This window comes from Paenibacillus sp. BIHB 4019 (genome assembly GCF_002741035.1).
In the GTDB taxonomy this organism is placed as follows: Bacteria; Bacillota; Bacilli; order Paenibacillales; family Paenibacillaceae; genus Pristimantibacillus.
The window spans coordinates 365,382-378,383 of sequence record NZ_CP016808.1 but is presented as its reverse complement, the minus strand read 5'-3'; the positions used below and the strand labels follow the sequence as shown (position 1 = coordinate 378,383).

General features: G+C 50.4%; 10 protein-coding genes and 2 pseudogenes. 9 read left to right on the top strand and 3 right to left on the bottom strand.

The window, feature by feature from the left end; all coding sequences use genetic code 11:
• Positions 1–44: 44 nt before the first annotated feature.
• From BBD42_RS01705 to BBD42_RS32050, 3 genes and pseudogenes are all read right to left on the bottom strand, one after another.
• Positions 45–593 (bottom strand): SEC-C metal-binding domain-containing protein, encoded by a 549-nt coding sequence (locus BBD42_RS01705; protein ID WP_216364912.1) that lies wholly within the window; start codon positions 591–593, stop codon positions 45–47.
• Between the two features lie 138 nt (positions 594–731).
• Positions 732–1,898 (bottom strand): annotated as a pseudogene (locus tag BBD42_RS32055) (right-handed parallel beta-helix repeat-containing protein); the annotation flags it as partial.
• Positions 1,899–2,066: 168 nt separating this feature from the next.
• Positions 2,067–2,543: pseudogene (locus BBD42_RS32050) on the bottom strand (LamG-like jellyroll fold domain-containing protein); the annotation flags it as partial.
• Between the two features lie 343 nt (positions 2,544–2,886).
• On the opposite strand from BBD42_RS32050, the gene BBD42_RS01695 reads away from it, so the two are divergent.
• The 9 genes from BBD42_RS01695 to BBD42_RS01655 all read left to right on the top strand — a co-directional run bounded on the left by BBD42_RS01695 (position 2,887) and on the right by BBD42_RS01655 (position 12,876).
• Positions 2,887–3,969: an AI-2E family transporter gene (locus tag BBD42_RS01695; RefSeq protein ID WP_172455357.1), complete on the top strand. Its 1,083-nt coding sequence runs from the start codon at positions 2,887–2,889 to the stop codon at positions 3,967–3,969.
• Positions 3,970–4,042: 73 nt separating this feature from the next.
• A complete protein-coding gene (hflK, locus tag BBD42_RS01690; protein WP_216364910.1) occupies positions 4,043–5,077 on the top strand; it encodes an FtsH protease activity modulator HflK in 1,035 nt (344 codons plus the stop codon).
• Entirely contained in the window at positions 5,074–5,940 is an 867-nt protein-coding gene (gene hflC, locus BBD42_RS01685) for a protease modulator HflC (RefSeq protein ID WP_099516729.1), read from the top strand. The genes hflK and hflC overlap by 4 nt, the downstream gene beginning before the upstream one ends.
• A 167-nt stretch (positions 5,941–6,107) precedes the next feature.
• A complete protein-coding gene (locus BBD42_RS01680) occupies positions 6,108–6,866 on the top strand; it encodes a peptidoglycan recognition protein family protein (RefSeq protein ID WP_099516728.1) in 759 nt (252 codons plus the stop codon).
• 141 nt (positions 6,867–7,007) lie between these two features.
• On the top strand, positions 7,008–8,753 hold the full coding sequence (locus BBD42_RS01675) for an ABC transporter ATP-binding protein (RefSeq protein ID WP_099516727.1): 1,746 nt from the start codon (positions 7,008–7,010) through the stop codon (positions 8,751–8,753).
• Positions 8,746–10,575 carry an ABC transporter ATP-binding protein gene (locus tag BBD42_RS01670; protein WP_099516726.1) on the top strand — a complete coding sequence of 610 codons (1,830 nt, stop codon included), beginning with the start codon at positions 8,746–8,748 and terminating at the stop codon, positions 10,573–10,575. The genes BBD42_RS01675 and BBD42_RS01670 overlap by 8 nt, the downstream gene beginning before the upstream one ends.
• Before the next feature lie 148 nt (positions 10,576–10,723).
• Positions 10,724–11,491 carry a VWA domain-containing protein gene (locus tag BBD42_RS01665; RefSeq protein ID WP_099516725.1) on the top strand — a complete coding sequence of 256 codons (768 nt, stop codon included), beginning with the start codon at positions 10,724–10,726 and terminating at the stop codon, positions 11,489–11,491.
• Between the two features lie 170 nt (positions 11,492–11,661).
• Positions 11,662–12,264 carry a TerD family protein gene (locus tag BBD42_RS01660; protein WP_099516724.1) on the top strand — a complete coding sequence of 201 codons (603 nt, stop codon included), beginning with the start codon at positions 11,662–11,664 and terminating at the stop codon, positions 12,262–12,264.
• A gap of 36 nt (positions 12,265–12,300) precedes the next feature.
• Positions 12,301–12,876, top strand: a complete 576-nt coding sequence (locus BBD42_RS01655; protein WP_099516723.1) for a TerD family protein — start codon at positions 12,301–12,303, stop codon at positions 12,874–12,876.
• The last annotated feature ends 126 nt before the right edge of the window (positions 12,877–13,002 follow it).

Below are 13,002 nucleotides of genomic sequence, written 5' to 3'. Positions count from 1 at the left end.
AGTGAAAAAGCTGGCTGCTTAAGGCGAAACCCGGCAGCCCTTGCCTATGCCTTCACAAGCTCTTCCTGCTGCGACTGCTCCGCGTTCTCAGCATCGCCAGCGGCTTCAGGCTGCTCCGCTTGCAGCTCTGCATATTGCTCCATAAAGAAGCTGGTCAGCTCGGTGCATTTTTTCGATAGAGTAGATACGGATACGCTGTACTTCTCGGCAAGCTCGGCTTTCGAGCTTGGAATGCTTTGAATTTCGCAAATCAAATACTCCAAAGCCGCGCAGTAAACGCCGGATTTACGGAAGGAAGGTTTATTCGCATCCGTATACTCTTTCCACATAAACAGAGCAAGGCTAATTTGGGCAGGCGTGTAGCCGTCCTTCATTTGTCCAGCCAGCTCACGGGCAAGCTCTCCATAGGACGGTGCTTCCCACACGAGCTCTTGATCCAGCAGGCGCTCGATATCCGCGTACGATTGCAGCCCGCCGGAAGCTTGCGCCGCCGCCAAGCGGCGCTCTTCCTCGCGGTCAAGCTCGATACAGCATTTTTTATATTTACGGCCGCTGCCGCAGTGGCATACATCATTTCTTCCTGGCTTTAACATGTTAAGTCTCCTTAGGCAAAAAGTTAATCGCACATAAGGAGCCACAAGGGGCGGCATTCGCTTATGCACCCTTACCATGGTAGCGGTTTTGAAGCATTCAGGCAAGGGGCGGCCGTAAATTCCTGCTCTTATTGATGTCTAGCGGGCACCAATATTTGTGCCAGACGGCGTGCCGGAGCCGATTAAATCGCTGCCAGTAGCCAGCTTGAGGAAGTTGCCAAGATTCGGCGATCCGTCTGCATTTCGGGTAACGGTTGGGGTCAAGCTTACGAAGTCAGCAGCGCTTGCAAGCAGACCTTTGCCGTTCACGCTAGCATTGCTTTTCCACCAAACATTGGTATTGGAAACGTCGGTGCCGCTAGTTTTATCGCTAGAACTGCCGCTGAAGCTCAAGTTGTTGGTGAAGGTGTGCGTGCCTAAATCAAAAGCGAAATTGCTTTGTCCATTGCTCCACGAAGTATTGTTTTTCATGGAAATGGAGCCTGGGTTGCTGTTATAGGTGAAGCCATGCTTTTTGTTTTGGAAAGCGATGTTGTTTTCTACAATGTGGTTAACGGCAATTTTGTCGCCACCGAGTTTAAAGCCATTTCCATCGCTGTCTGATGTCGTTGTGCCATCGGACGTTTGGCCATTTTGATAGGCGATGCTGTTGCGAATCGTTACAGCGCCAATGGCTCCGGTTTCGGTTTTTGCAAACAGATCCCAGCCATCATCCACATTATACGCCGCAATGCAGCCGTCGAAAACATTGCCCGGACCAACCGTCAGCTTCGCGGCAAAGCCGTCTGCATCTTCGCCGTTATCCGGATCGTAGTTGTCATGGGAGTAAGAATTAATAATTTCATTGTAAGCTGGCCATTCGCTGTAGCCGACCGTGGATATATAACGTCCAAGCTGGAGACCCGTATCGCGGTTATGATGCGTTTCTACATTTTCAATGCGGTTGTAATTGCCGCCAATGTAGATGCCGTTATCGCCAGCGCCCTTCACTTCAAGTCCTTTCACAAACCAGTAATGGCCGTTAATTTGCAGACCGCGGTTCGTAGAGGCAAAAACTTGTGCGGAAAAGTCCAGCACAGGCTTCTCGCTGCCATATGCGACAAGTCCTTTGCGTGCACTAACAGAGCTTCCGCTATTCGTGCGATCAATCGTTACCGTTTCGGAAAAAGCGTAGGTGCCGCCGCGCATATAGATCGTTTTGCCCGGTTGAATTTGCGTTAGTGCTGCTGCAAGCGTAAGCGGGCTGCTGATCGTGCCGCTGTTGCTGGCGGAGCCGTTCGCTGCTACGAATAGATCGCCTGTAGCTGGTGTTGCGGATGGTGCTGGTGTAGTTGTAGGAGTCGGAGTTGCTGTAGTTGTAGGAGTTGGAGTTGCTGTCGCTGTTGGTGTTGGCGTTGGCGTCGATGCCGAATCCGACACGATGACATTGTCGAATTTAGCAGCCGTCTTAAAGCTGACGAGACCAACAGCGCCGGAGGTCAAACTGGAGTCAGCGGCCGTCAGCACCTGCGTGCCATTCACATGCATGGTGATTGCTGAACCAGACATTGTGAGTTTAACCGTATACCATGTACCGGCAGCAACGGGGTAGTCGACGGTTGCAAGAGTAGTTGTGGAACCGCTTACTTTTTTGCGCAGTTCAAGCTTGCCGCTGCCGCTGTTATAAAGCGATGCCGCATAAAAATTATTGCCATCCCGGTAGCGTCCGGCTACATAAGTACGGTTTGTTCCATTAAAATTATCAATTTTCACTTTGGCTTCAACGCTGTAATCCGTCCAGGCCTGATTTCCTGCGGAAGTTCGGCCCTCTTCGGAGCTTGTTTGGGCATAGGTGTAGGAGCCGCTATCCTGCACGACCGACCATGTACCGCTTGTCGACGTCCAGCCGGATGCTGTGCCCGTTTCAAAATCAGCGCTGTAAAGCGTAGCCGCCTGAACTTTGCCGAGCATGGATGTAAAAGGAAGCGCGAGACAAAAGCAGAGCAGGAAGGCGAGTGGTTTAATCCCCTTTTTCTTAAATAGCATAGTGGACATTACGTGTATTTCCTCCTTTGTAGTCGCTCAAATTGTATTTTATTCCAATTAACCTCCTTGGACACATCGTAAGGATTGAAAGCGATTCCAGCAATAATCATTACCTCACATGTTGTTTTAGCCGCGAAAAATGCGGCTTTTTCAATAGACGGTCTGTTTACCGAACGCTCAGGCCAAGCTTGTCAATTGGTTTCAGGAGCAGGGGAATGGGTAAGCATAGATGATAGGCACGACTAAGCGACAGAGGGGAAGCTTTATTATGCGTTTAACCCGATTGAACCAATTTTTCGTCAGCATCATTTTGGTGCTGCTTATTTTGTACTTGTTTGCGCGCAACTCCGCCTTTTTTGACCCGATTATGCTTGCGCTGAAAATCATCTTTGTACCGATTGTGCTGTCGGTATTTTTGTATTATTTGCTCCGCCCATTGGTCGCGCGCCTGCATTGCTGGAAGCTGCCGAAGCCGCTATGCATTTTGCTTCTATATGTGCTTGCGGCTGCGCTCATTACGCTGCTTGGCATCGTCGTATGGCCGATATTGCAGCGCCAGCTGACGGGTTTGCTTGAGCAGCTGCCAAAGCTGGCGGATGATTTTCGAAGGCAGCTGGACCAGCTTCAGAAAAATCAAATCTTGTTCGGGATTGATCTGTCGAAATTCGATTTTGCAGGTTTTGATTTAATGGATAAAGCGGGGCCCTATTTAACGAAAAGCATTGCATCGGCAACCGACTATATGAAAAATGCCTTTTCTGTGCTCTCCAATTTTATAATTGTCGTATCTACGGCGCCATTGCTGCTTTATTACATGCTGATGGATGACCGGGCCGCGGTCCATAAGCTGCTGGATCGGGTACCCGGTCGGTATGAAAACGGTTTAAAAGAGACACTTCAGGAGATGGATAAAGCGTTGAGCGGCTTTATAGTCGGCCGGGTTACGCTTTGCCTGCTGCTTGGCGGGATGGTGCTGGTCGGCTTCCTTCTAATCGGCTTGCCGTATCCGCTAGTGCTCGCGCTCCTCATTGCTTTCATGAACATGATTCCGTATATAGGGCAAATTTTGGGGCTTATCCCTTGTGTGATTGTGGCGTTTATCGATGAGCCTTCGTCCGTCATCTGGGTTGTCGTCGTCATTATGCTGGCCCAGCAGATTGAAGGCAACATTTTGTCCCCGTATATTTATGGGCGGAAGCTGGACGTTCATCCCATTACAACGCTGCTGCTTATTCTCGTCTCAGGGGCGCTCGGCGGCATCATCGGCATCATGGTTGCGATCCCGGTTTATTTGCTTGTGAAGATCATCGTCGTGCGGATTTATAATCGATGGGAAAAAACTGTCACCTAATAGGCTCCCTTCACGTATGAACAGATTAGGTTTGTTCTCATTTTGTTCATATAAATAGAAGGGAGAGGTTTAATTGAACACTGAAATAAACAGACCGCAAGGAAGCCAGAAGCCGCTTAATCCAAAAACGGTAAAAAAGGCGATCATCGGAGCAGCCATCGGCATCGCAGCCGTTACGCTCGGATTTTCATCTTTTTATACGGTGCAGGAGCAGGAGCGGGCAGCGATTTTGACATTTGGACAGTATACGGGGGAATCGACGGCGGGGCTGCATTTTAAGTTTCCATATCCGATTCAGCAAGTTGTTACGGTGCCAGCTGAGCTGGTGCAGCGCATTCATATCGGGTACCGCCAAAATGGCGATAGCGTGACACCCGTTGACGACGAAGCGCTTATGATTACCGGGGATGAAAATATCGTATCGGCCGATGCCGTCGTCCAGTGGAAAATAAGCAATTTGCATGATTATTTGTACAATATTGATGATCCGGAGCGCTTCCTGCGCAATGCGGCAAGCTCCTCCATCCGTTCGGTTATCGGTTCAGAGAAGCTCGACTACGCGATTACGGACGGGAAAACCGTTATTCAGGATAAGGTGCGGGAGAAGCTGCTGGAGCTGCAGACGAAATATCAAACCGGCATTCAAATTATGGACATTAAGTTCCAGGATATTGAGCCGCCAAGCGGCCAGGTAGAGGAAGCGTTCCGGGAAGTCACGAATGCCCGCGAGGAGAAAAACACAAAGATCAACAACGCGGCAAAATATGAAAACGATCGCATTCCGAAAGCGCGCGGGGAAGCACAGGCACTGCTCGAAAATGCCGAGGCAGAGAAAAAGTCGCGGATTTTGAACGCCGAGGGCGACGTGGCGAAGTTCAATGCGATTTTTGCCGAATATAAAAACAATCCGGACGTTACGCAAAGCCGTCTTATCCTTGAGACGCTGGAAAAAATATTGCCGAACGCGCAAATTTTCATTACAAACAGCAATGGAGATACGGTGAATTACTTGCCGCTTAATGAGCTGCTTCGCAGCAAAAGCGCTTCCAGCAGCTCTGGCAGTTCGCAAACCCCTGCACCGCAGGCGGAAGGGGGCGTAACACCATGAAGAAAAACCAATTGATTTTGCTAGTCAGCCTTGTGGTCGTCGTCATTCTTGGCGCAGGTTCGATGTACATTGTAAAGGAAGGCGAGTACAAGGTCGTGCTGAAGTTTGGTGAAGCGGTTCGGGTTGCCGAAACGCCGGGCCTCAAGCTGAAAATTCCATTTATCGAAAATGTATCGCCATTGCCGAAATACCAGATGACGTATGAGAGCAATCCAACGTCGATTTTGACGAAGGATAAGAAGCCGATCATCGTGGACAATTACACCGTATGGCGCATTACGAACCCGGAGCAATTTCTGAAAACGGCGCAGACGGTAAGCGCTGGCGTTCAGCGTATTGATGAGGCGGTCTACAATTCGGTGCGGCGCAAGCTGTCTGAGGTCAATTACGATAATATTATTAGCGAGCAGACGGAGCGCGGCAATATTAATGATGAAATTACGCGCGACGTAGCTGAGGCGCTGAAGCGCGACGATTATGGCGTTGAGGTAATTGATGTGCGCATTAAGCGGACGGATTTGCCTGAAGGCAATAAGCAGAGCGTGTACAATCGGATGATTTCCGACCGTCAATCCATCGCGGCGCGTTATTTGTCCGAGGGGGATGAGGAGTCGCGCAAAATTACGGCGAAGGCTGACCGTACCGCAAGCGAGCTGATGTCGCAAGCGCAGGCCGACGCGAAAAAAATCGTTGCCGAGGGCGAGCAGCAGGCGGCGAAAATCTATAATAAAGCATACGGGCAGGACCCGGCGTTCTATAATTTCTACCGGACGCTGGACAGCTATGTGACGACGCTCAAAAATGAGCCGGTCATCATGCTGCCAATCGACTCGCCATATGCGAAAATATTGCTTGGCAAATAAAGAGCCAGCTTGTGGCTGAATAACGGGGCGGGGAAAAGAGTGAAGCAGCACTCTTCTCCCCGCCTTTTTTTGCCGCCCTCAGGCAGGTGTACAAACCAATTATGGTGCTGCTGCACTTCCTAATAGGAGCGAGTGAATGATGCTCGCACCCGAAGGGAGGGTGAACGATGGCTGAAAGGATACAGGATTTTATTCCGGCGGGCAGGAACAATCGGCCCGGCATCGCCATTCAAGGGCCGAAATATGTGACGGTACATGATACAGCGAACAGCTCGAAGGGAGCGGATGCGCTTTCGCATGCCAAATATTTAAAAGGCAGTGCTGCCGCAGCTTTGCCCGTGTCCTGGCATTTTACGGTGGATGATACGAGGGTTGTGCAGCATTTGCCTGTAACCGAGCATGGCTGGCATGCAGGCGATGGCAATGGGCCGGGCAACCGCAGCTCAATCGGCATCGAAATTTGTGAAAATGCCGATGGCATCCGCAGCAAGGCGGAGGCGAATGCAGCGGCGCTCATTGCCGGGGTGCTGCGCCAGCTCGGACTGCCGATTACGGCAGTCGTCCAGCATAACCACTGGAGCGGCAAAAACTGTCCGCATACGTTTCGGAGCCGGCCGGGCGGTTGGGAAAGCTTTTTGCAGCAAATTAAAGTGCTGCTGGGCGATCCAGTGGAGCCAGAGCCTGAGCCAGAACCGGGAAAGCCGGAAGAGGAGGGGGAACCCATGACAGAAGCGGAGCGCCAGCAGTTTGATGCGCTGGTGAAGCGGGTAACCGAATTAGAAGCAAAGCACAGCATGGCGGTGCCAGCATGGGCGAAAGCAGCAGTTGCGGCTGCGGTAGCTGCTGGTGTCATCGATACGCCGGAAGGCGGATCACTGGACTTTTATCGCGTGCTGACCGTGCTGTATCGCAAAGGGCTGCTGTAGGCGGCAGTCAGAGGCTGAACGCTGGGCGGAGGCGGCTCAAGCGAGCCGTCTTTTCGTCATTTTCGACCCAAAAGGGGAATAAACTGTTACAATGGATACTATAGCAGTAAATAGTTAGCCGGCAAAGGAGTGATATGCAGAATGAAAAAAGGGCGGATTTTAGTCGATTTTCTAAGACAAAGCTGGCCTTTGTATGCGGTTGCCGTTCTGCTGCATGTCGCATCCAGTATCATTCAGGTATTCTTCCCGCAGGTATTGGGAAGGTTTACGGATGCGCTGCAAAATAACGGTTTATCGAGCGGGCTTATTCAAAACTATAGCCTGCTGCTGCTCGCCATTGGCGCGAGCTATGTTGTGCTGGCTTGCGTGGCGCAATTTCTCATTATGTACATTGGCAGACGTTTTGAGCGATTGACGCGCGGCAAGCTGTTTGTGCATTTTACCGGACTAAGCGAACGTTTTTATTCGAAAAATGGCGTCGGCAAGCTGCTGAGCTATGTCGTCAATGACGTCACCGGGGTGAGGGAGTCGATCTCGATGGGCGTCAATCAGACGGCCAGTGCGGTGACGCTGTTTTTCGCCGTCGTGACGATGATGCTTTACAGCGGCATCCCGCTGTTTTTGCTCGCCTCTTCCATCGTGCCGCTGCTGCTGATTCCGTTCATCGTAACGAGATTCGGGCCAGTCATTATGCAGCGTTCCAAAAAAGTGCAGGCCTCGCTCGCTACGATGACCGAGTCAGCGGAGGAGCAGTTCGGGGGCATACGCGTAACGAAGAAGTTTGCTGTTGAATCGGTAATGAATGAGCGGTTTTTCACAACCGTAGATCAAATCAAGGACAACCAGCTTCGTCTGGTCCGGGTATCTTCGATTTTTCAGGCGATTATCCCCTTTCTCGGCGCATTGTCTTTAATTATAGCCATTTCGTTAGGCGGCTACTTAACGGTGAATGGCGAGCTGTCGCTGGGGCATTTTGTAGCATTGACGCTTTACATACGGATGCTCATGAACCCACTTCAGCAAATCGGCACCGTGATTAATACGATGCAGCGCTCGCGGGCCTCATTGGAGCGGCTGAACGAGCTGCTGTCAGAAACGCCGGATATTCAGGAAAGCAAGGCGGCTGCTTCGCTTGATTTGCAGGGCAAGAGCATTCATGTTGCGGGACTGTCTTTTACTTACCCGGGGGCTCGCGAAGCAGCACTGCGCGATATTCAGCTGGACATTCGGCCCGGCATGACGATTGGCATCGTGGGAGCGACCGGCAGCGGCAAGACGACGCTTATGAAGCTGCTGCTGCGCACATATGAAGCGCCGATGGGCACCATTCGTTTTGATGGGACGGATATTCGCGACATTACGCTTGAGAGCCTGCGCAGCCAAATTGGCTACGTGCCGCAGGATGGCTTTCTATTCAGCACCTCCATTCGCGATAATATTGCTTTTTCGGATCGGGGGCGTGAAATGGACGCTGTTGAGGAATCGGCAAGGCAGGCGCAAATTTTTGAAAATATTATGGCATTTCCCGAGCAGTTCGAGACGAAGCTTGGGGAACGCGGGGTGACGCTGTCCGGCGGGCAGCGCCAGCGAACGAGTCTTGCGAGAGGCTTTATTAAGCAGGCGCCGCTTATGATCCTGGATGACAGTGTCAGCGCTGTCGATGCTGTAACCGAGACGGAAATTATGAATACGGTACGCAGGATGCGCAAAGGGAAAACGACGATTATTGTAGCCCATAGAATTAGCGCGATCAAGCATGCCGATCAAATTATCGTCATGAAGGCAGGGACGATTGCGCAGCAAGGAACCCATGCCGAGCTGTCGGCGAAGCCGGGCTTATACGCATCGCTGTGCGCGATTCAGGAGGAGGGAGAAGCAGATGGCTAATTCCATTCGCAATTGGGAGGCTGACCAGAGGGCTGATCAGCAAATGGGTCCAAACCAGCCGAAGCCAGATATAAAATATATGTCGGCATTTCGGGCATTATCCGCCTTTGCTAAACCCCATAAATGGAGCTTTACGCTAATCTTCTTCTGTACGCTGCTTGCTATAGCGGCGGATTTGCTCCAGCCCTATCTCGTGAAAGTGATTATTGATGATCATTTGATGGCGGGCAAGGGGGAATATCGCTCCATTATCGGTATAGGAGCCTTGTATTTGGGGTTAGCAGCTATGAGCCTGCTGTTCACCTACCTGCAGAACAATATGCTGCAATACACAGGGCAAAGCATTGTGGCGAAAGTCCGCAAGCAGCTGTTCGAGCACATTTCAAAGCTGTCGATGTCTTATTTTGACCGCACCTCAAGCGGCAGCTTGATTACCCACGTTTCCAGCGATACGGAATCGCTGAATCAGCTGTTCAGCCAAGTGCTGATGAGCGTGCTGCGCGATGGCATGACGCTGGTGTTCATTATATTTTTGATGTTCCAATTGGATGCACAGCTGGCGCTTTATTGCTTGCTTCTGCTGCCGATTATTGCGGGCATCGCCATCGGTTTCCGCTCTTATATGCGCCGGACCTATCAGCGGGCGCGGACGCAGCTCTCCCGGCTCATAGCTTTTACTGCTGAGAACTTAGCCGGAATGAATCTGATCCAGGTTTTTCATCAGGAGAAGGAGCAGCAGCGGGAATTTACGGAGCGCAATGAAGGTTATTTCCGGGCTAATATGAAGGAAGTAAAGACGCAGGTATGGTTTCGCTGCTCCTTCGATATATTAAGTAATCTGTCGATTGCTTTCGTTACGTGGCTTGGCGGCATGGCGGTGCTGGACAAGCAAATCGAGTTCGGCGTCCTTTACGCATTTATAACGTATATCCGCCAGTTTTTCCAGCCGCTTAATACGATTACGCAGCAGTGGAATACGCTGCAATCGGCAACGGTTGCGGTGTCTCGCATCTGGGGCATATTTGCGCTTAAGCCAGAGGTGGAAAACAAGGAGAAGCCCCGTGCGCTTGCGAAAGCGCAAGTACGTGGCGATATTGAATTTGATCATGTTGTATTTGGTTACGGCGATCGGACGCCTGTTATTCAGGGCTTGTCGCTGCATATCCGGCCAGGGGAGCGGATTGGCATCGTCGGCACGACAGGGGCAGGCAAAAGCTCGCTGATCAGCCTGCTCTGCCGTTTCTACGATGTTCGCTCTGGCGGCGTGAGGATCGACGGCACGGATGTACGTGATATCGAGCAAGCGCAGCTGCACCGCATTGTCGGGCTCGTTCAACAGGAGCCCTATCTTTATTCTGGCAGCGTGCTGGATAATGTGAGGCTGTTCGATATGGACATTGATGAGGAAACGGTTATGGAGGCGTGCCGCCTAGTTGGGGCAGATGCTATTATCAAGCGGATGAGCGATGGCTATAATACGCGGCTGTCCGAGCGGGGAAGCGGCTTGTCTGCCGGCGAGCGGCAGCTGATTTCATTTGCCCGAATTATCGTATTTCAGCCGAAAATTCTCATTCTTGACGAAGCGACGGCGAATCTGGATTCATATAGCGAGCAGCTGCTGGAGCAGGCGCTTGCGATCGTATCGCGAGGACGGACGACGATTATTATTGCCCACCGCCTTTCTACCGTCATGAAGGCTGATCGCATTATTGTGATGCGCAAGGGCGAAATTGCCGAGCAGGGCACGCATTCAGAGCTGGTGAGACGGCACGGGTACTACGAAGAGCTGTATCGCCATTCGCGGGGCAAAGTATTCGCTTGAGCTGATTTAATGAAGCAAAAAATGGGTAATGATAGCGGGTATGCATTTTTGTCGAAAAAAGCAAAAAACTAGCAATGTACTTTGGGATTTTTGTCATTTTATATTAGATTTGATATAGTTAACAGTATCAAGCTAAGGAGGGATCTCTTTGAGTATTGATCTAAGGAAGCAAGCGGAAGACAATTTGATTGATTTGAAGAAGAAAGCAACGATTTCCTTAACCAAGCGGGGGCTAGGTGGGCAGGTTGCTCGCGTGGCAGCCGTGTTCGATATTTCCGGTTCGATGACGAATTTGTACAGAAGCGGCATTATCCAAAAAACGGCGGAGCGCGCGCTTGCGCTTGCGATGAATTTTGATGATAACGGTGCGGCAGATGTATTCGCTTTTGGACTGAGCAATCATGAAATTGGGGAAATTTATCAAGCGAATTTTTATCAATTCGTAGAGCGGGAAATTACGAGCAAGCATAAGCTTGAGATGGGCACGCAATATGCGGGTGTCATGAAGCAGATCGCAGATTTTTATTATCCAGGGGCGCTGAAGCTTACCCGCAAGGGCGGTTTTCTCGGTTTGGGCGGCCGGACGGAATATGAAATTGATGCATCCAAAATTAAAAATGACCCGCCCGTTTATGTCCTATTTTTCACAGATGGGGACAACTCCGACAAAGAGGAGACGCGCGAGCTGATTCGCGGCTTGTCACGCCTGGGGATATTCTTCCAGTTTGTAGGCATAGGCAATGAGCGCTTCTATTTCTTGGACGAGCTGGACAATCTGGATGGCCGTTATATCGACAATGCGAATTTTCTCAAGGTCCAAAACCTCGATAAAATTTCCGATGACGACTTGTATGACAGCCTGCTTATTGAATTTCCGACATGGCTTCAGGAAGCTAAAGCGAAGCAATTATTTTAAAAAAAGACATGTTACTCCAGCATATCCTTCCCTTAATAAAATCTTTATACGATTCGCCAAAATTCTCTGAAACTTGTTGGGCGCTACATCCGTAGAAAAGGTAGAATCAAAACGAAAGCCACGGATGACGAAGCTGCTTCGCCTGATGTGGGAAGGAGGTGACCTCGAACATGAGTATTAATCTGGTTAAGGGACAGAAAATCGATTTGACCAAAGGAACCTCCGGTCTTACCAAGCTTATGGTTGGTCTTGGCTGGGACCCAGCGGTGCAAGAGAAGAAAAGCTTCTTCGGAATGGGACGGAAGCAGGCGGCTAACATTGACTGTGACGCTTCGGCGCTGATGCTGAATGCTAACGGAAAGCTGGCAAGCCGCGAAAGCCTCGTCTGCTTCTATAATAAGCAAAGTGCCTGCAATTCGGTCATTCACTCGGGTGATAACATTACGGGTGAGGGCGATGGCGATGACGAGCAAATTGGCATCGATTTGGCGAGAGTGCCAGCCGATGTGGAGAAAATTTTAGTCGTTGTCAACATTTATGAAGCGGAAGCAAGAAAGCAGGATTTTGGCATGATCCGCTCGGCTTATATCCGGGTCTTGAATGCGAATAATATGCAAGAGCTGGTAAAGTTTAATTTATCGGATAATTACGCAGGCATGACCGCCCTGATTACAGGCGAGCTCTACCGCCACAATGGCGAATGGAAATTCAACGCCATCGGTGAAGGAGCCCATGCTCCGCATATTGATGTTTTAGCGGCGCGATATAAGTAATACCCATCCCATTCAAATGAAAAGAGGTTTTTGACAATGGCAATTAACTTATCCAAAGGCCAAAAAGTAGACTTGACGAAATCAAACCCAGGGCTTTCCAAAATTTTGGTAGGCTTAGGCTGGGATACGAATAAATATGACGGCGGCGGCCAATTTGACCTCGACGTATCGGTATTTCTTTTGGCAGCTTCGGGTAAAGTAGAAGGCGAGAAAAACTTCGTATTCTACAACAATACTTCCAATGAGAACGGTTCCGTCGTACATACAGGCGACAACCGCACGGGCGAAGGCGACGGAGACGATGAGCAAATCAAAGTAGAACTGGCGGCTGTGCCTGCTAATGTAGAAAAAGTTGCTTTCGCTATTACAATCTACGATGCTGAGGCGCGCAACCAAAACTTTGGACAAGTTTCCAATGCATATATCCGCATTGTAAATGAAGCAAGCAGCGAAGAATTGATTAAATTCGATCTAGGCGAAGATTTCTCGATCGAAACGGGCGTTGTTGTCGGCGAACTGTACCGTCACAGCGGCGAATGGAAGTTCAGCGCAATCGGCAGCGGCTATAAAGACGGCTTGGGCGGACTGGCTCGCGACTACGGCTTGAACTAACGTTTAAAAGCATACAAGCAGGGGCAGGTCCTTTTTTCTCGCATGCGATAGGGCGGGAGGGGAGGGCCAGCCCCTTTACAGCTTTTTTTCTACCTATCCAACCTCTATAACCTAACTCTTCTAGAA

Bases quoted from the DNA above. Each gene is read 5' to 3' on its own strand.
- BBD42_RS01660 (WP_099516724.1), top strand. From the start codon at position 11,662: ATGAGTATTAATCTGGTTAAGGGACAGAAAATCGATTTGACCAAAGGA.
- BBD42_RS01680 (WP_099516728.1), top strand. From the start codon at position 6,108: ATGGCTGAAAGGATACAGGATTTTATTCCGGCGGGCAGGAACAATCGG.
- hflC (WP_099516729.1), top strand. From the start codon at position 5,074: ATGAAGAAAAACCAATTGATTTTGCTAGTCAGCCTTGTGGTCGTCGTC.
- BBD42_RS01695 (WP_172455357.1), top strand. From the start codon at position 2,887: ATGCGTTTAACCCGATTGAACCAATTTTTCGTCAGCATCATTTTGGTG.
- BBD42_RS01670 (WP_099516726.1), top strand. From the start codon at position 8,746: ATGGCTAATTCCATTCGCAATTGGGAGGCTGACCAGAGGGCTGATCAG.
- BBD42_RS01705 (WP_216364912.1), bottom strand. From the start codon at position 593: ATGTTAAAGCCAGGAAGAAATGATGTATGCCACTGCGGCAGCGGCCGT.
- BBD42_RS01655 (WP_099516723.1), top strand. From the start codon at position 12,301: ATGGCAATTAACTTATCCAAAGGCCAAAAAGTAGACTTGACGAAATCA.
- BBD42_RS01675 (WP_099516727.1), top strand. From the start codon at position 7,008: ATGAAAAAAGGGCGGATTTTAGTCGATTTTCTAAGACAAAGCTGGCCT.